Source organism: Staphylococcus equorum (assembly GCF_001747895.1).
Taxonomy (GTDB): Bacteria; Bacillota; Bacilli; order Staphylococcales; family Staphylococcaceae; genus Staphylococcus; species Staphylococcus equorum_A.
This window is the reverse complement of sequence record NZ_LNNB01000009.1, coordinates 593,715-613,018: the sequence shown is the minus strand read 5'-3', so window position 1 is coordinate 613,018 and position 19,304 is coordinate 593,715. Positions and strand designations below refer to the sequence as shown.

General features: G+C 33.7%; 17 protein-coding genes and 1 riboswitch. Of the genes, 14 read left to right on the top strand and 3 right to left on the bottom strand.

Annotated features, from left to right (window positions below):
* Positions 1-138: 138 nt before the first annotated feature.
* The 10 genes from fapR (at position 139) to ffh (ending at position 11,426) form a co-directional block, all read left to right on the top strand.
* The gene (gene fapR / locus AST02_RS04840) at positions 139-708 is read left to right on the top strand and encodes a transcription factor FapR (RefSeq protein ID WP_069816081.1); all 570 of its coding nucleotides are present in this window, start codon (positions 139-141) and stop codon (positions 706-708) included.
* Positions 701-1,687 carry a phosphate acyltransferase PlsX gene (plsX, locus tag AST02_RS04835; RefSeq protein ID WP_069816079.1) on the top strand — a complete coding sequence of 329 codons (987 nt, stop codon included), beginning with the start codon at positions 701-703 and terminating at the stop codon, positions 1,685-1,687. The genes fapR and plsX overlap by 8 nt, the downstream gene beginning before the upstream one ends.
* Positions 1,680-2,606: an ACP S-malonyltransferase gene (fabD, locus tag AST02_RS04830; protein ID WP_069816077.1), complete on the top strand. Its 927-nt coding sequence runs from the start codon at positions 1,680-1,682 to the stop codon at positions 2,604-2,606. The genes plsX and fabD overlap by 8 nt, the downstream gene beginning before the upstream one ends.
* On the top strand, positions 2,599-3,333 hold the full coding sequence (fabG, locus tag AST02_RS04825; protein ID WP_069816075.1) for a 3-oxoacyl-[acyl-carrier-protein] reductase: 735 nt from the start codon (positions 2,599-2,601) through the stop codon (positions 3,331-3,333). Before fabD ends, fabG begins: the two co-directional genes overlap by 8 nt.
* Positions 3,334-3,581: 248 nt before the next feature.
* On the top strand, positions 3,582-3,815 hold the full coding sequence (locus AST02_RS04820) for an acyl carrier protein (protein WP_002507883.1): 234 nt from the start codon (positions 3,582-3,584) through the stop codon (positions 3,813-3,815).
* Positions 3,816-4,049: 234 nt separating this feature from the next.
* Positions 4,050-4,760: a ribonuclease III gene (gene rnc / locus AST02_RS04815; RefSeq protein WP_370736906.1), complete on the top strand. Its 711-nt coding sequence runs from the start codon at positions 4,050-4,052 to the stop codon at positions 4,758-4,760.
* A gap of 155 nt (positions 4,761-4,915) precedes the next feature.
* Positions 4,916-8,485 (top strand): chromosome segregation protein SMC, encoded by a 3,570-nt coding sequence (gene smc, locus AST02_RS04810; protein ID WP_069816073.1) that lies wholly within the window; start codon positions 4,916-4,918, stop codon positions 8,483-8,485.
* Positions 8,482-9,714: a signal recognition particle-docking protein FtsY gene (gene ftsY / locus AST02_RS04805; protein WP_069816071.1), complete on the top strand. Its 1,233-nt coding sequence runs from the start codon at positions 8,482-8,484 to the stop codon at positions 9,712-9,714. Before smc ends, ftsY begins: the two co-directional genes overlap by 4 nt.
* Positions 9,701-10,033 (top strand): putative DNA-binding protein, encoded by a 333-nt coding sequence (locus AST02_RS04800; RefSeq protein WP_069816069.1) that lies wholly within the window; start codon positions 9,701-9,703, stop codon positions 10,031-10,033. The genes ftsY and AST02_RS04800 overlap by 14 nt, the downstream gene beginning before the upstream one ends.
* Positions 10,034-10,058: 25 nt before the next feature.
* Complete coding sequence (gene ffh / locus AST02_RS04795) at positions 10,059-11,426, top strand: signal recognition particle protein (RefSeq protein ID WP_069816067.1); 1,368 nt, start codon at positions 10,059-10,061, stop codon at positions 11,424-11,426.
* A 102-nt stretch (positions 11,427-11,528) separates the two neighbouring features.
* Here ffh and AST02_RS04790 read toward each other — a convergent pair whose 3' ends face one another.
* Positions 11,529-12,842, bottom strand: coding sequence for an NtaA/DmoA family FMN-dependent monooxygenase (locus AST02_RS04790; RefSeq protein ID WP_069816065.1), 1,314 nt, complete (start codon positions 12,840-12,842; stop codon positions 11,529-11,531).
* Positions 12,843-12,868: 26 nt separating this feature from the next.
* Positions 12,869-13,621, bottom strand: a complete 753-nt coding sequence (locus AST02_RS04785) for a 3-oxoacyl-ACP reductase (protein WP_069816063.1) — start codon at positions 13,619-13,621, stop codon at positions 12,869-12,871.
* Positions 13,622-13,751: 130 nt separating this feature from the next.
* Positions 13,752-13,850: riboswitch (TPP riboswitch) on the bottom strand.
* A gap of 256 nt (positions 13,851-14,106) precedes the next feature.
* On the opposite strand from AST02_RS04785, the gene rpsP reads away from it, so the two are divergent.
* The 4 genes from rpsP (at position 14,107) to rplS (ending at position 16,287) form a co-directional block, all read left to right on the top strand.
* Entirely contained in the window at positions 14,107-14,373 is a 267-nt protein-coding gene (gene rpsP / locus AST02_RS04780; protein WP_069816061.1) for a 30S ribosomal protein S16, read from the top strand.
* Positions 14,374-14,594: 221 nt separating this feature from the next.
* Entirely contained in the window at positions 14,595-15,098 is a 504-nt protein-coding gene (gene rimM, locus AST02_RS04775; RefSeq protein WP_069816059.1) for a ribosome maturation factor RimM, read from the top strand.
* Positions 15,098-15,835 carry a tRNA (guanosine(37)-N1)-methyltransferase TrmD gene (trmD, locus tag AST02_RS04770; protein WP_069816057.1) on the top strand — a complete coding sequence of 246 codons (738 nt, stop codon included), beginning with the start codon at positions 15,098-15,100 and terminating at the stop codon, positions 15,833-15,835. The genes rimM and trmD overlap by 1 nt, the downstream gene beginning before the upstream one ends.
* A gap of 101 nt (positions 15,836-15,936) precedes the next feature.
* Positions 15,937-16,287, top strand: coding sequence for a 50S ribosomal protein L19 (gene rplS / locus AST02_RS04765; RefSeq protein ID WP_002507872.1), 351 nt, complete (start codon positions 15,937-15,939; stop codon positions 16,285-16,287).
* A gap of 375 nt (positions 16,288-16,662) precedes the next feature.
* Here the strand turns inward: rplS and AST02_RS04760 are convergent, their stop codons facing one another.
* Positions 16,663-19,278 carry a YfhO family protein gene (locus AST02_RS04760; protein WP_069816054.1) on the bottom strand — a complete coding sequence of 872 codons (2,616 nt, stop codon included), beginning with the start codon at positions 19,276-19,278 and terminating at the stop codon, positions 16,663-16,665.
* Positions 19,279-19,304 lie beyond the last annotated feature (26 nt).

Genomic DNA, 19,304 nt, shown 5'->3' with positions numbered 1-19,304 from the left:
TATGTTGGATATCTGACGTGAAAAACATCTAAGGAAGTATGTTTTTTGTTGAGCTAATGAAATAGAAAGTGTTATGATATGTTAGGAATGTTTAAGACTTGGTACTAAAAATTAGGTGATTTAGGTGGTTAGAATAAAATGAAGTTAAAAAAACAAGAACGACGCGAAGCAATTAAAAAAGAAATTGAAAAAAACCCCTTTATTACAGATTTAGATTTGAGTACACTTTTTTCAGTGAGTATTCAAACTATTAGGTTAGATCGTACATACTTAGATATTCCAGAACTAAGAAAACGAATTAAATCCGTAGCAAGAAAAAATTATGAAAGTATTCGATCCATTGATGGTAGTGAAATCATAGGCGATGTAATAAATGTTCAGCCTGATCAACTCGCAACTTCAATTATAGATATTGATGAAGATTCTGTATTTACTAGAAATAAAATTGCCAGAGGACATGTACTTTTTGCACAAGCGAATTCCCTGTGTGTAGCACTGATACATAAACCTGTTGTGTTAACTCAGGAAAGTAATGTAGCATTTTTAAAAACAGTGAAATTAAATGATACAGTATGTGCTGATGCACAAGCGATTGAAATTACAAGTAAATATTATATGATAAAAGTAAATTCGTATGTCAAAGATACTTTGGTATTTAGAGGTACATTCAAAATGTATTATACAAGTGAGGATGAACAAGATGGTTAAAATAGCGATTGATATGATGGGTGGAGACGATGCACCTGAAATCGTTTTAGAAGCTGTTGAAAAAGCTGTGAATGATTTTAAAGATTTAGAAATAATTTTATTTGGTGATCAAACTAAATGCACACTCAAACATGGTCGTGTAGAAGTACGTCATTGTACAGAAGAAATTACGATGGACGATGAACCAGTTAGAGCGATTAAACGTAAAAAAGATAGCTCAATGGCTCGTATGGCTGAAGCGGTTAAAGCTGGTGAAGCAGATGGTTGTGTATCTGCAGGAAATACAGGTGCATTGATGTCTGCTGGTTTATTTATAGTAGGACGTATTAAGGGTGTTGAACGCCCAGCATTAGTCCTCACTTTGCCAACAATTTCTGGAAAAGGATTTGTGTTTATGGATGTAGGTGCTAATGCAGATGCCAAGCCGGAACACTTATTACAATATGCCCAATTAGGCAATGTTTATGCCCAAAAAATCAGGGGCGTTGAACAGCCTTCAGTAGGTTTGTTGAATATTGGTACAGAGGCAGCTAAAGGTAACACATTAACTAAAAAAGCATTTAGTTTGATGGACGAACAAAATGTCTTCAATTTCACAGGAAACGTAGAAGCAAAAGGTTTAATGGATGATGCAGCTGATGTTGTAGTTACAGACGGATATACTGGTAATATGATTCTTAAAAATTTAGAAGGTGTTGCAAAAGCGATGGGTAAAATGCTTAAAACAACGCTTCTAAGTAGTTTCAAGAATAAAATTGCCGCACTTGTATTACGTAAAGACTTAAATGGTTTGATGTCAAAAATGGATTATGCAGAATATGGTGGTTCGGTATTATTAGGATTGAATGGCATTGTAGTAAAAGCACATGGTAGTTCTAGTGCGAAAGCTTTTTATTCAGCAATCCGTCAAGCTAAAATAGCTGGAGAACAAAATATTGTAGAAACTATGAGAGAAACGGTGGGTAAAGTAAATGAGTAAAACTGCGATTATCTTCCCAGGCCAAGGATCACAAAAAGTCGGGATGGCAAATGATTTATTTAATCAAAATGATGCTGCAACAAAGATTCTTAATCAAGCACAAGCAAAAATGGATTTTGATATTTTAGAAACAATGTTTTCAGATGAAGAAAACAAATTAGGTCAAACAGAAAATACACAACCTGCGTTGCTAACACATAGCTCAGCTTTATTACAAGCACTTAATAATCTAAATGCTGATTATACAATGGGTCATAGTTTAGGTGAATATGTGAGTCTAGTAGCGAGTGGTGTATTGAAATTTGACGATGCAGTTCAAATTGTTCGTAAGCGTGGACAACTGATGGCCGTCGCTTTTCCTGATGGTGTTGGAAGTATGGCTGCAGTATTAGGTTTGGATTTTGATGATGTTAATGCAATATGTCAAAAACTTTCAACAGATGAAGAAATTATTGAACCAGCAAATATTAATTCACCTGGACAAATCGTTGTCTCTGGACATAAAACATTAATAGATAAATTAGTGGCAGAAGGTAAAGCATTAGGTGCGAAACGCGTCCTACCACTTGCTGTGTCTGGCCCATTTCATTCATCTATGATGCAAGTGATCAAAGACGATTTTGCTGAGTATATTGAACAATTTGATTGGAATGATGCGCAATTCCCTGTAGTTCAAAATGTGCACGCAAAAGGTGAAACAGATGCAAATGTAATTAAGGATAATATGATTAAACAATTATATTCACCAGTACAATTCATTGATTCAACACAATGGTTAATTGATCAAGGTGTAGATCACTTTATTGAAATTGGTCCTGGTAAAGTACTTTCAGGTTTAATTAAAAAGATAAATAGAGATGTGAAAATAACTTCAATTCAAACATTAGAAGATATGAAAGCGTGGAATGAAAATGACTAAAAGTGCATTAGTAACTGGTGCTTCAAGAGGTATAGGACGTAGTATAGCGATACAATTGGCAGAAGAAGGATACAATGTTGCTGTGAATTTTTCGGGAAACAAAGAAAAAGCGGATGCTGTCGTAGAAGAAATTAAAGCGATAGGCGTTGAAAGTTTTGCTATTCAAGCAAATGTTGCAAATGGTGATGAAGTAAAAGCAATGATTAAAGCGGTTGTTGGCGAATTTGGTTCAGTTGATGTCCTTGTTAATAACGCAGGTATTACCCGTGATAATTTGCTTATGCGTATGAAAGAGCAAGAATGGGATGACGTAATTGATACAAACTTAAAAGGTGTTTTCAACTGTATTCAAAAAGTGACACCACAAATGCTAAGACAAAAGAGTGGTGCAATTATTAATTTATCAAGTGTTGTTGGAGCTATGGGTAATCCAGGCCAAGCAAACTATGTTGCGACTAAAGCTGGCGTAATTGGTTTAACGAAATCAGCAGCACGTGAACTGGCTTCAAGAAACATCACAGTAAATGCTGTTGCACCAGGTTTTATTGTTTCTGATATGACGGATGCTTTAAGTGATGAGCTTAAAGCAAAAATGTTAGAACAAATCCCATTAGCAAAATTTGGGAAAGATCAAGACATTTCTCACACTGTAGCATTTTTAGCTTCAGACAAAGCGAAGTATATTACGGGTCAAACAATACATGTCAATGGTGGTATGTACATGTAAGCAAGTGCTACACAGCATGACAAATTTTGTTTTGTAAAACTTCTGATCTCACATAGGAGATTATGATAAGGTATAAAGTATAGATTTAAAATGATTGTGTCACAACTTCATTACTACACTTTATTGTATAAGATCCATTAATATAATGTTATACAGTACAATCATTCGAAATACTACTTGTATTTCAATTGATAAAGTGGGAAAATATATAAGTCTATAATTAGATTTTTTAAAGGAGGTGAATCGACGTGGAAAACTTCGACAAAGTAAAAGATATCATCGTTGACCGTTTAGGTGTTGACGCTGAAAAAGTAACTAAAGAGGCATCTTTCAAAGATGATTTAGGCGCTGACTCACTTGATATTGCTGAATTAGTTATGGAATTAGAAGACGAATTTGGTACTGAAATTCCTGATGAAGAAGCTGAAAAAATCAACACTGTTGGTGACGCAGTAAACTTTATTAATAGTATCGAAAAATAATAAAAAAATATCTGAGTCGTTGAGATGACGGCTCAGATTTTTTATTGATTTTAAACAGAATTTATATTGTAAGATAATACTGCTATAGCGATTTTTACTAGATATATAGATGGTAAATACAGTAGACAGTTTTTTCTTTAGTTTTATTGTATTTTCACGTAAAATATAAAGGTATTAGTACTTTAGCATTAAATCTGAGGAGGAAATAGATTGACCAATTATAAAAAAATAGAAATGGTTAAAGCATTTGAAAAAAAATTTGCGCAGAAGATGCAAGAATTAGACTTGAATTTTAAACAAATAGAATTATATCAGCAAGCATTTTCGCATTCGAGTTTTATAAATGATTTTAATATGAATCGTTTAGAGCATAATGAACGATTAGAATTTTTAGGAGATGCGGTATTAGAATTGACGGTTTCACGTTATTTATTTGATAAATATCCAGAATTGCCAGAGGGTAATTTAACAAAAATGCGTGCAACAATTGTTTGTGAGCCTTCACTTGTAATATTTGCGAAAAAAATTCAAATCAATGAACTTATCTTGTTAGGTAAAGGTGAAGAGAAAACAGGTGGCAGAACCCGTCCCTCACTCGTATCAGATGCATTTGAAGCATTTGTAGGTGCATTATATTTAGACCAAGGTTTAGAATCTGTGTGGAAGTTTGCAGAACAAATTATTTTTCCGTATGTCGAAGATGAAGAACTTGATGGCGTTGTTGACTTTAAAACCCAATTTCAAGAATTTGTCCATAGACAAAATAAAGGTGATGTCACTTATCGTTTAATTAATGAAGAAGGACCAGCGCATCATCGTTTATTTACTTCTGAAGTGATTTTAGAAAATGCTGCAGTAGCGGAAGGTAAAGGGAAGACTAAAAAAGAATCCGAACAAAAAGCAGCAGAAAGCGCATATAAATCAATGAAAAACAAAGCTAAATAACTTTGTTATAAAACAATATGATAAGAAGTGAATCATATATTGTTAAAACCTTCGCAATAGCAATGTAGTTAATTAAGAAATATATTAGCCTTCAGGTTAATACATGGGTATTTCTAAACTGTGAAACAGCAAGGAACACTTTAAAGGAGAATAGCATGGTATATTTGAAATCTATAGATGCCTTTGGGTTTAAATCGTTTGCGGAGCACACAAATGTACAATTTGATGAAGGTGTAACAGCAATTGTAGGACCTAATGGTAGTGGGAAAAGTAACATAACAGATGCAATAAAATGGGTGTTAGGTGAACAATCAGCTAAATCACTGCGTGGTGCTAAAATGGAAGATATTATTTTTTCAGGCGCAGAACATCGAAAAGCTCAAAATTATGCAGAAGTTAAATTGAAATTAGATAATAGCTCCGGCAAGTTACAATTAGACGCGACAGAAATCGTTGTAACACGTCGATTATACAGAAGTGGTGAAAGTGAGTATTATCTTAATAATGACCGTGCAAGATTAAAAGATATTATTGATTTATTTCTAGACTCAGGTTTAGGAAAAGAAGCGTTTAGTATTATTTCGCAGGGACGTGTAGATGAAATACTAAATGCAAAACCAGTGGATAGAAGACAAATATTAGAAGAATCTGCAGGAGTTTTAAAATATAAAAAACGTAAAGCTGCCTCTGTACAAAAGCTCGACCAAACAGAAGACAATCTTTCAAGAATACAAGATATTCTATATGATTTAGAGGGACGAGTTGAACCATTAAGAGAAGAAGCAGCTATTGCTAAAGAATATAAACATCTTTCCAAAGAAATGGAAAGAAGTGATGTACTTGTAACGGTCTATGATATTGAACAATATAGTAAAAATATTCATGAACTTGATGATAATTTAAATAATTTAAAGAGTCATCAAGCTACAAAAGATGCAGAGAAAGTACAATATACACAAGCATTAAATAAATATAAATCTGAAAGACAACAACTTGATGAACATATTGAATCATTAAATTTTCAACTTGTTAAAGCGACAGAAGAAGTTGAAAAGTATGCAGGACAACTTAACGTGTTAGAAGAACGTAAGAAAAATCAATCACAAACGAACGCACGTTTTGAAGAAGAACAAGAAAGTCTTAAAATACAAACAGAAGCCTTAAAAAAAGAAAAGATAGATGCACAAAATCAAATAGATAAATTAAAAAACCAACAAAAAGAGTTAAATGAAAAAATTCAATACTTTGAATCACAACTCTATGTCAGTGATGAACAGCATGACGAAAAATTAGAGACAATCAAAGATGAATATTATCAACTTATGTCTGAACAATCTGATGTAAATAATGACATTCGCTTTTTAGAACATACCATTCAAGAAAATGAAACGAAGCAATCCCGTTTAGATAGTAGGTTACTAGAAGCCTTTGAACAACTGAAGAAAATTCAAAGCGACATTAATGAAGCTGAAAAGCAAACCGCGACGACTCAAAAAGAATTGAAAAATGCTGAGCAACAGCTCAATAATTATGAAAAAAAATTAACACAACTTAAACAGCAACAGTCTGAGTACGAAGAAAAATTGCATCAAGCGTATCGATTTAACGATAAATTAAAATCTCGTATTGATAGTTTGGCCACGCAACAGGAAGAATACAGCTATTTCTTTAATGGTGTAAAACATATACTTAAGGCTAAAAATAATAAACTTTCAGGGATACGTGGAGCGGTTGCTGAAGTAATTCAAGTGCCATCCGATTTAACTAAAGCAATTGAAACTGCACTTGGTGCATCACTACAACATGTGATTGTAGATTCGGAAAAAGATGGTAGACAGGCAATTCAATATCTAAAACAAAACGGTTTGGGTAGAGCGACATTTTTACCACTCAATGTGATTCAACCTCGCCAAATTAGTAATGAAATTATGAAAACTGCACAAAATAGTGAGGGTTTTATTAATATTGCTGCACAAGCAATTGAAGTAGAATCAGATTATCAAAATGTAGTTCAAAATTTACTTGGTAATACAATAATTGTAGATGAATTGAAAAACGCCAACGAATTAGCACGTAAAATTCGTTATCGTACGCGTATTGTGACTTTAGAAGGGGATATCGTGAATCCTGGTGGCTCAATGACGGGCGGTGGAGATCGTAAATCTAAAAGTATTTTAGCTCAAAAAGATGAACTATCAACGATGCGTGCACAACTCGAAGATTATCAACAGCAAACAGTAGCATTTGAAAAACAATTTCAAAATATTAAAAATGAGTCAGATCAACTGAGCGAAAAATATTTTGATACAAGTCAACATTATAATGCTATTAAACAAAATGCTCATAATTATGAATTAGAACTAGACAGATTACGTAAAAGTGAAGCGCATTTAAAAGACGAGCATGAAGAGTTTGAATTTGAAAAAAATGATGGTTACCAAAGCGAAACAAGTAAGCAAACACTTGATGATAAAAAACAAAGATTATCTAAAATCAAAACACAACTACAAAAATTAGAAGATGATATCAATCTTTATACAAAACTTTCTAAAGAAGGTAAAGAAAGCACAACGCAAATCCAGCAACAATTACATCAAAAGCAATCCGATTTGGCAGTTGTAAAAGAACGTTTAAATACTCAGAAACAAACTGAGTCAAAAATTGCAAAACAACTTAATGATGTTATTGTGCAACATCAAAAATTAGAAGAGCAAATTAAACTCTTTAATTCAGATGAAATGACCGGCGAAAAAGCATTTGAAACGATTCAATATAATATGGAACAAAGTAAAGACGAAAAAGTAAAATTATCTCAAAACATAGAAGACGTTAAATCGCGTAGACTCGAATTGAATGATACAATTGAAGTGACAGATCAAAAACTTCAAGAAGCCAATCAAGATATTCTTTCTATAGAAAATCGCTATCAGGATATTAAATCAGAGCAGTCCCGTTTAGATGTATTAATTAATTATGCGATTGATCATTTGAGCGAAGATTATCACTTAACATATGAACGTGCGAGTGAATTATATGATTTAGATGAAGATATAGACGTTTTACGCAAAAAAGTAAAATTAACTAAAATGTCTATTGAAGAGCTAGGACCAGTTAATTTAAATGCGATTGAACAATTTGAAGAAATTAATACGCGTTTTACATTTTTAGATGAACAACGTGCTGACTTAAGAGCAGCGAAAACAACTTTAGAACAACTTATTGAAGAAATGGATCAAGAAGTGAAAGATCGTTTTAAAGAAACATTTCATGCCGTTCAAGGATATTTTTCAGATGTATTTAAATCATTGTTTGGCGGAGGCCAAGCAGAACTCCGCTTAACAGATGATGACTATCTATCTGCAGGAGTAGATATCATTGTGCAACCACCTGGTAAGAAGTTACAACATTTGTCACTACTTAGTGGTGGAGAACGTGCCTTGAGTGCCATTGCATTATTATTTGCGATTTTAAAAGTTCGCTCGGCGCCATTTGTTATCTTAGATGAGGTTGAAGCGGCGCTTGATGAAGCAAACGTGATACGCTATGCACAATATTTAAAAAATCTATCAGACCAAACTCAATTTATTGTGATTACACACCGTAAAGGTACAATGGAATTCTCAGATCGCTTATATGGTGTAACAATGCAAGAATCTGGAGTTTCCAAACTAGTAAGTGTTAATTTAAATACGATTGATGAAGTGATTAAGGAGGAACAAACATGAGCTTTTTCAAACGATTAAAAGATAAATTTTCAGCACCTTCAGAAGAACAAAAGCAACAACTTGAAGAATTAGAACAACAAGACGGAGAACAACAAGGTGAAGCATCACAAGATAGAGAGGACGAAACTCAAGATAAACCAGCGAAAAAAGTTAAAAAATTAAAAGAAGCTGACTTTGATGATGATGGTTTAATCTCTATTGAAGATTTTGAAGAAATTGAAGCACAACAGCTCGGTGCCAAATTTAGAGCCGGTTTAGAAAAATCGCGTGAGAATTTCCAAGCACAACTTAATAATTTACTCGCACGTTATCGTAAGGTAGATGAAGAGTTCTTCGAAGCACTAGAAGAAATGTTAATTACTGCAGATGTTGGATTTAATACTGTGATGCAACTTGTAGAAGAATTACGTGAAGAAGCACAACGTCGCAATATTACTGAAACAGAGGATTTACGTGAAGTTATTGTTGAGAAAATTGTTGAAATCTATCACCAAGATGATGATAACTCAGAAGTGATGAATATAGAAAATGAAGGATTAAATGTAATCCTTATGGTCGGAGTGAATGGTGTTGGTAAGACAACAACAATTGGTAAATTAGCGCATCGTTACCAAGCTGAAGGCAAAAAAGTAATGCTTGCTGCTGGAGATACATTCAGAGCCGGTGCAATTGAACAACTTAAAGTATGGGGCGAACGCGTCGGTGTTGAAGTGTTGAGCCAAAAAGAAGGTTCAGACCCAGCTGCAGTAATGTATGATGCAATTAACGCAGCTAAAAGTAAAAACGTAGATATTTTAATATGTGATACTGCAGGCCGTTTACAAAATAAATCCAATTTAATGAATGAATTAGAGAAAGTTAAACGAGTTATTGGACGTGCTGTACCAGAGGCACCTCATGAAGTTTTACTTTGTCTTGATGCAACGACAGGTCAAAATGCATTGTCACAAGCAAAATCATTTAAAGAGGTTACAAACGTTACAGGTATTGTATTAACAAAATTAGATGGTACTGCTAAAGGTGGTATCGTATTAGCAATTCGTAATGAACTTCATATTCCAGTTAAATACGTAGGTTTAGGTGAAAAATTAGATGATCTCCAACCATTCAATCCTGAAAGCTATGTGTATGGGTTATTCGCTGATATGATTGAGCAAAATGTCGAAGAAGCACCTGAGTCAAATCAGAATGAAGCAGAAATTGAAGGTAATTCAGATGAGTCAAAATGATTTAATTAAAACGATACGTATGAATTATCTGTTTGACTTTTACCAATCATTATTAACAAATAAACAAAGAAATTATTTAGAATTATTTTATTTACAAGATTATTCTTTAAGTGAGATTGCTGATACATTTGATGTGAGTCGCCAAGCAGTGTATGATAATATAAGAAGAACTGGCGATTTAGTGGAAGATTATGAAGAAAAATTAGGGTTATACCGAAATTTTGAACAAAGACAAAAAATATATGAACATATGAAACAGCACATAAATGATCCAGAAAAAATAAAACAATACATTCAAACACTTGAAGATTTAGAATAAAAGTATATAAAGGAGGGTATTTGATATGGCATTTGAAGGATTATCCGATCGTCTGCAAGGAACGATGCAAAAAATCCGTGGCAAAGGTAAAGTTACTGAAGCAGATATTAAATTGATGATGCGTGAAGTAAGATTAGCATTATTAGAAGCCGATGTTAACTTTAAAGTGGTAAAGGAATTTGTCAAGACTGTATCAGATAGAGCTTTAGGTTCAGATGTTATGAAATCATTAACACCTGGGCAACAAGTCATCAAAATTGTACAAGAAGAACTTACCCAACTTATGGGAGGGGAAAATGCTACGATTAAAATGGCTAACAAGCCGCCAACTGTAGTGATGATGGTTGGTTTACAAGGTGCTGGTAAGACTACCACTGCTGGTAAATTAGCATTATTAATGCGTAAACAATATAATAAAAAACCATTATTAGTAGCAGCAGATATTTATCGTCCTGCGGCAATTGATCAATTGCAAACAGTAGGTAAACAAATCGACATTCCAGTTTATAGTGAAGGCGATCAAGTTAAGCCACAACAAATCGTTGAAAATGCAATCGCACATGCAAAAGAAGCGCATTTAGATTTTGTTATTATTGATACTGCTGGTCGTTTACACGTTGATGAAGCGTTAATGCAAGAATTAAGCGATGTAAAAGAAATTACGAAACCAGATGAAATTATGTTAGTTGTCGATGCAATGACTGGTCAAGATGCTGTGAATGTTGCAGAATCTTTTGATTCTCAATTAGAAGTATCTGGCGTAACATTAACAAAATTAGACGGTGATACACGTGGTGGTGCTGCACTTTCAATCAGATCAGTTACTCAAAAACCGATTAAATTTGTAGGTATGAGTGAGAAACTAGATGGGTTAGAAGCATTCCATCCTGAACGTATGGCATCTCGTATATTAGGTATGGGAGATGTATTGAGTTTAATTGAAAAAGCACAAACAGATGTGGATGAAGATAAAGCAAAAGACTTAGAAAAGAAAATGCGTACATCTTCGTTTACATTGGAAGATTTCCTAGAACAATTAGACCAAGTTAAAAGTCTAGGGCCACTTGATGACATTATGAAAATGATTCCTGGCATGAACAAAATGAAAGGCATTGAAAATATGAATATGGATGATAAACAAATTGATCATATTAAAGCCATTATTCAATCAATGACACCTAATGAGCGTAACAAACCTGAGACTTTAAATGTTTCTCGTAAAAAACGTATTGCTAAAGGTTCAGGACGTTCAGTGCAAGAAATCAATAGATTAATGAAACAATTCACTGATATGAAAAAAATGATGAAACAATTTTCCGGTGGCGGCAAAGGCAAAAAAGGCAAACGCAAACAAATGGAAAACATGATGAACGGTATGAATTTACCATTCTAAAATCATAAATTTTGTATAACTATAAATAAAAAAACCAGAACAACGACTTGTAACCAAATCGTTGTTCTGGTTTTTTCGTCAACTATATTATTTGTAGAATGATTAAAATTTTTCTAACCCCAAATGATCACGGAAAGTATGACCATTATAAGTTGTTCTGAATAAATTTCTTTTTTGTAATTCTGGCACAATCAATGTTACGAAATCCTCTAAACTATCTGGAAAGACAGGAGGCATCAAATTAAAACCATCGGCTACACCACTTAGTAACCAGTACTCCATTTGATCTACGATAGCTTCAGGAGTGCCAATCAATGTGAAATGCCCACCACCAGCATTTAAGTAACCAAGTAGTTCTCGTACAGTTGGACGAGTATCACGAATGATTTCCAATATTGTTTCGTAACGTCCAACTGGTCCTGTGAAATCTTCTACAGGAGGTAGGGGAGGCACGGGTTCATCTAACGCCCAGTTTTGACAATCTTGTTGAATAAAGAAACTTAATTGTTTTAATGCAGTTTCCACAGGTAAGGCTTTGTCTAATTTTTCTTTCTTAGCATAGGCTTTTTCGTAAGTTTCAGCGACATATGTAACTAGACCCGGAAAAATTTTGATATATCTATTACTGTTTTGTGATAATTGTAATTGTTGATCAAGCTTTTCTCGAAAAGCTTGTGCTTGTTTAAAGTTCCAGGATACTGAATACACTGCATCTGCATATTGAGTTGCCAAAGCAATACCTTGTGAAGATGCGCCAGCTTGCATAGCTACTGGACGACCTTGTGGACTGCTTGGTGTTGTTGATGGTCCTTTAACTTTGAAATGTTTACCATGATGATTAATAGCATTAATGTAATCATCATTAATAATTTTTTTGTTCTTTCGATCATGTAGAAAATGTTCGTTATCCCAAGATGTGAATAACTGATTCATCACTTTTGCAAATTCAGCAGCAATTTCATAACGTTCATTATGATCAGGGAGCATTTCCATACTGTGATTTAAGGCTTCTAAATCTGTCATAGAGGTGACAAGATTCCAACCTATACGTCCATGTGATACATGATCTAGACTGAGCAATTGTCTAGATGCAGTAAAAGGGTTTGAGAACGTACTTGAAATTGTTGCGACAAGTCCAATGTGTGTTGTCACATGAGCAATAGCAGATAAACTGACGATAGGATCGAACCAAAATGCTGGCATATCAGTAGAAGATTTTGCAGGAAAAGATTGATTATCAGCGAAAAATACTGCGTCGAATAGTCCTTTTTCAGCAAGTTGAGCTAATTCCTGATAATAAGTAATTTCACCAATACGATTCACACTAGAATTCGGCATTAGCCACGCAGCTTGGTGATGACCACAAGCATATAGTAAAACGCCAATATTAAGTTGTTTTTGATTTTTATCAGACATAGAAAGCACCTCCTAATTATAATTTTTTAATTCATCGTTAAGCCACCATCAACAGTGAAATTTTGTCCAGTTATACCGTTTGCTTGTTCAGAAGCTAAGTATGCAACCATGTTTGCAATGTCTTGTGGTGAAGTCACACGCTTAAGCGGTGTTGTTTGTGCAATCATGTCAAATACTTCAGGCGTCGTTGTAGCACTTGCATCAGTTGTTTTTAAGAGGCCTCCTGACACCACGTTGGCTCTAATACCAAATTGACCAAGTTCAGCAGCAATATTACGAGTAAAACCAATTAATCCAGCTTTTGCAGTTGTATATTCATGATAAGGTACAACAGGATTTTGATATAAATTTGTACCGATAGAAATAATAGTACCTTGCTGTCTTTCTAAAAATTGAGGCATGACACTTTGTGTTACATTGAAGGCAGCTTTTAAAGTACCATCTATTTGTTGTTGGTAATCAACCCACGTTAAATCTTTAAATGATTTTTGCTGTGTAGGATCAAATTTAAAACCTACGAGTGCATTGTTAATTACGACATCAATTTTTCCGAAATATTGAGTGGCCTGTTCAATTAAGCGATCAATATCATCTCTATTTGTGACATCAGCTTGAATAGCAATTGCACAATCTGAGCCGATATCAGAAACAAGATCTTCTGCTAACGATTTATTTTTGTAATAATTGATTATAATATTATACCCTTGTTGCGATAATGTTTTTGCAATCGTTGCACCTAAACCTCTACTACTACCAGTTACTAAAACAGTTTTTTTCATAACTTTCACTCCTAAAATTTTAAAAAATTCAAATTAAAAAATACACAACCCTCACTATAGAAAGTTGTGTATTAGAAATGATAAAATAGTGATATTGCAAAAAGACAAGATTGCCCCTTGAATATATGATATAAAATCTTTCACACTTTCCTCCGCTAGTTTCAGCTAGATCAGGTTCAAAGGGTTTGAGTTGTACTCATCTCAGTTAAAAACACCCCTAGTGCATGCGCTTATTTAATTTAGTCTCAATGTATAGTTTTTAAATATAGATGTCAAGAGACTTAAAATAAGGTGAGGTATATCATAGTTGTATAAAATGCATGAAAAGAGGAAATTGACAAAAGCACGTAGTTTACAAGGTAATTGATGAAAAAAAGTTTTTTTAAAATTGGTAAAGGATAACCTCTTTACAAATATCAGAAGAACTGGTATCATTATTTCTTGTAGAAAATAAATACTTATGAAATTAAAAGGAGAGAATATAAATGGCAGTTAAAATTCGTTTAACACGTTTAGGCTCAAAAAGAAATCCATTCTATCGTATCGTAGTTGCAGATGCTCGTGCACCACGTGACGGTCGTAATATCGAACAAATCGGTACTTACAACCCATCTAATGTGAAAGCACCAGAAGTTAAAATCGACGAAGAATTAGCGCTTAAATGGTTAAAAGACGGTGCTAAACCGACTGATACAGTTCACAATATCTTATCAAGAGAAGGTATTTTGAAAAAATTCGACGACCAAAAATAAGTTTTAAACTTATTAAACAAATATAGTATTTGTAAGAGTACCGTTTTAGGTGCTCTTTTTTTAATGAGAAATATTATAATCAGTGCTTTAAAATAGTTGAGAATAAGAAAATTTTCTAGTGAGGAATGTATTACTATGTTAGATTTATACATGTTATAATAATTAAATAATACATAAAAATTACACAACACTTATAAGATACATTTATCGGAGGCACATATATGAAAGTTGAAGTTGGAAAAATTGTAAATACACATGGTATTAAAGGCGAAGTAAAAATAAAATCTAATTCTGATTTTACAGATAAACGTTTTCAACCTGGGGAAATAGTTGAAATAGCACGTAAAGATAAAGCACCACTTGAATTTAAAATTGCTTCATATCGTATGCATAAAGGACTGCATATGCTTACGTTTGAAGGTATCAATAACATTAATGATATCGAGCACTTAAAAGGTGAAACACTTTTACAAGAACGTGATCATGAAGAAATAGAGCTTGGAGAACACGAATTTTATTATTCAGATATCATTGGCTGTACCGTTTTTAATGAAGATACTCCAATTGGTCGTGTGATTGAGATATTTGAAACAGGTGCAAACGATGTGTGGGTAGTCAAAGGCGACAAAGAATACCTCATTCCTTATATCGCGGACGTGGTCAAAGAAATTGATGTAGAAGGTAGACGTATACAAATCACGCCTATGGAAGGATTATTAGATTAATGAGAATCGACTATTTAACATTATTTCCTGGTATGTTTGAAGGTGTTTTAAATCAATCTATTTTAAAACGCGCTCAAGAAAAAGATTTGTTACAAGTAAATACAGTGGATTTTAGACATTTTGCTGAAAACAAACATAATCAAGTGGATGACTACCCATTTGGAGGCGGTCAGGGGATGGTGTTAAAGCCGGAACCAATATTCAATGCAATGGATAGTATTGAGCGAACAGAAGACACAAGGGTCATTTTAATGTGTCCTCAAGGTCGCCCATTTACTCAAGCAATTGCTAATGAACTTAGTCAGGCAGAACACTTAGTATTTATTTGCGGGCATTATGAAGGCTATGATGAAAGAATCCGTGAACATTTAGTCACTGACGAAATTTCAATGGGGGACTATGTATTGACTGGTGGCGAGCTACCAGCGATGGTAATGACAGATGCGGTAGTTAGACTTTTACCTGGTGTTTTAGGTAATCAACAATCTCACATGGATGATTCCTTTCAAGATGGTTTACTAGAGTTTCCACAATATACACGACCACGTATATATAAGGATTTGAATGTACCAGACGTTTTATTATCAGGTAACCATGCACACATTGATCACTGGCGTCATGAACAGAAAATTTTAAGAACATGGGAAAAACGACCGGATTTATTAGAACAGTATCCGTTGACTAAAAAAGACCAAGAAATTATAGAAAGATATAAAAAGCAATTGAAAAAAGACTAGTAATATGCTAATATATTTTAAGTGTGCGACACACGAAAATCACTATGGTCCGCTGCTATATTTTGTCTAGGCAAGAACATAGGTTGAAGGAGAGAAAAATAATGAGTAATCACAAATTAATCGAAGCAGTAACTCAATCGCAATTACGCACAGATATACCTTCATTCCGTCCAGGTGACACTTTAAAAGTTCACGTACGTATTGTTGAAGGTACTCGCGAACGTATCCAATTATTCGAAGGTGTAGTTATTAAACGCCGTGGTGGAGGAGTTTCAGAATCTTTCACTGTACGTAAAATATCTTCAGGTGTTGGTGTGGAACGTACATTCCCATTACACACTCCAAAAATCGAAAAAATTGAAGTTAAACGCCGTGGTAAAGTACGTCGTGCTAAATTATACTACCTACGTGAATTACGTGGTAAAGCTGCTAGAATTAAAGAAATTCGTTAATCAGCAAATTAGACATAAAAAAGCGATTCCCAATGGGAGTCGCTTTTTTTGATACATATATAACATGAGCTGCATTAGGTTGTCCTGCTAGAAACACAATTTTAGTCGACGTTTCTAGCAAATCTAAGTAGCTCATTAAAGAGGTTGAGACAAAGTACATGTCTCAGCCTCAATTATTATATTGGCAGTGGCTGACTGGACTGAAAATGCGTTTATATCAAGCTTTTAAAGAACTACTACTTCATTTTTGAAGACAAGTAGTTCTTATGCAAGTGCTTCAGCCCTTGTATTCAACTTTACAGTCAGCTTTGCCGGGGTGAGACGACGAAATCTTGTTAGAAAAGTTAGATTTCTGTTTCATTCCCTTTATCGTGCTTAATTCTTTGGTTTAATCCATTTCGTGAATCCAATACTCAATATAATACCTAGAATACTTAAAACGACCAAGATAGTTGTATGGGGTGGCATATACTTGAGTTCGATTTTTTCTTGTCCTTTTTCAACTGGAATTACGGTCATAATGCCATTGCCTTGTTTTACAGGGAGTGTTTTATCATTGGCATACGCCTTCATACCATCACGATATGCCATTGGTAAGACAAGATAGCCTTCGTCATTTTTGTTCTTTTTAATTGTATAACCAGAACGTTGTTCAGACACTTGTACATTATCTAACTGTTTAGATGCTTTATTTAAAGTTTCATAGTTTTCACCGTAAATGCCTTTAATATTAAAACGATATTTACCCTGTGACAATTTAACTTGTAGTTTTTCATCTGCTTTTACACGCATTGTAACAGGCGTGACAAACCGGCGATATTTATAAGTCAATTCATTACGACCTTGATTGTATTCGTTCACACCGACGTCATGTTGCTTGTCAGGGCTTAATAGTTCAACATCCATTTCTATATACATATCTTTGTATTTATTTGCAATGGAGGATGGCAGGGTGTAAGTTATGCCACCTTTGTCTTTTGTCACTATAAGCTTTCCGTCTTTATCCCTATGTGCATTATTTAATGAGGTAGAGGTTTTGCCCAATAAATTCTCATTAGCCTTAAATTGGCTGTTAGGTTTAGCATCTTTATCGTTGAGCACGACACCTTGCAACATTGCTTGTTCTTTATCAAGCGGTGATTTAAGATCTTTTGAATCATACACCTTGTTGGTTATATGAGCACTTGGATATTTAATTTCGTTTGTTGAATGAATAAATGACTCTTGTTTTGAATGATGAATCGTATCTTTAGGTTCAAAACCGAAAGACATATTCGAATCATCTGGTCGACGTATACGATCATTAACGTTCCATAATGCCATTAAATTCGCTCTGTTTGATAATAATCGATAAGTACTATTTTTATCAGTATGCATATTAATTTGTAATGTCTGATCATAATATTTTAATATGTCACCATCAAAAATACTTGAATATAAAGAAATACCATTAAAATGATAGATCATTGGTGAATTAAGACCATATTGCGACATATAATCAATTCTACTCAGTGGATCGTCATTATGCTGTTGATTGATTTCAGATATTTTCTTGGATAAAGCAGGACTTTTGTATTTTGAAGCATGCATAGCTGATTTTGTGGATTCATAGTTCCTCACATTATTAAAGTGATGATTAGAAAGAATCATACTTTGTTGAACGATAAATAATACTAATAATACGGCTAATGGCCAACGTTTTTTCAGTAGTGACCTTTTAAATAAAAGTATTCCAATAAAGATCATAATAATGAGACAAGCGAGCATCCAAGTCATTTTTTCTTTCTCAACTATAATTGTCATGATTGACATAATCAGCAAGGCGGGTACACATGCTAAGATATAAGACTTGAGTTTTAATTCTGAAATGTGTTGAATAAATAACGCGATTAATGCTGCAGTGGCGAAAGCAAATATGTAAACCCATCTGCGTTCGGGTGTCGAAAAACCATTAAACATACTATCAAAATAGGGTGTCAATGAACCAACTAACATAATCCAAGTCATAATTGCAAAAAACCTATAATAATAATGTCTATATAACTTAAATGATAGCAATGCTACCATAGCGATAATTGAAACAGTGATATAAAAGCCGTTGCTAAAAAAGTGTTTTTGTCGTGCGAAATCTGTAAACATATCTATTTTAAAATGTGGATTACTTACTCGATCATTGTTGAAAAACGAAGTAACCCCAGTATAGAATCCCCAAATACTGACTAGTGTACTTAATACTATTGCTACAGGAATAATCCATAATTTTTGCTTGCGAGTTACGATATCACTCGGGTGGGGGAACACTAATCTATAAAAGTAATATGCAAAGAGTACAAGAGATTCATAATAACTAAAATAGAAATTTGAAAATAAAGTTAGAGCTACAGCAAAAATAAATAGACCTATTTTCTTTTCTCTATAAAATCGTTCAATAGCCAATAAGGAGAGTGGAAGAAAAATAAGCAAATCTCCATAATATGACCAGGTAAAATTAAAATAAATTACTACTGTTGAGGCCCCATATAACATAGAAGCCAGAAAAACAGCATGGTTTTTAAATTTTATATATCTAAAATAGTAAAAGGCTAGTACGAACGTTACTACACCTTTAACAAAAGCAACAATCAGTTGGTTACTTGCCCAATATGTTATGTTACTTGGATTACTATTAAATAACACTTCTGATAGCCAAACAAAAATAAAATTAACCAAAGTAAATGGAGAAGTAGCATAATAATAAGCTAAATCTTTTACATAATCGCCACCTAATCCAAATGAATGATCATAAAAACTTTTGAATTGGCTAAAATGTTCATACAAATACATTTGAAATGGCATCATTTGCCTATAGCCATCACCACTCCCACTAAAAACGATACCTTCAGTTAAATAACGAAAGATATATGGTGTGAATGTTAGTAAAGCAACGCCTATACCTAGCGCAACGATACAAATAAATCTTGTAACTTTGTGGGCCCAAAGATTACGAAACATAGTCATACCTCATCTCTGACAAACTC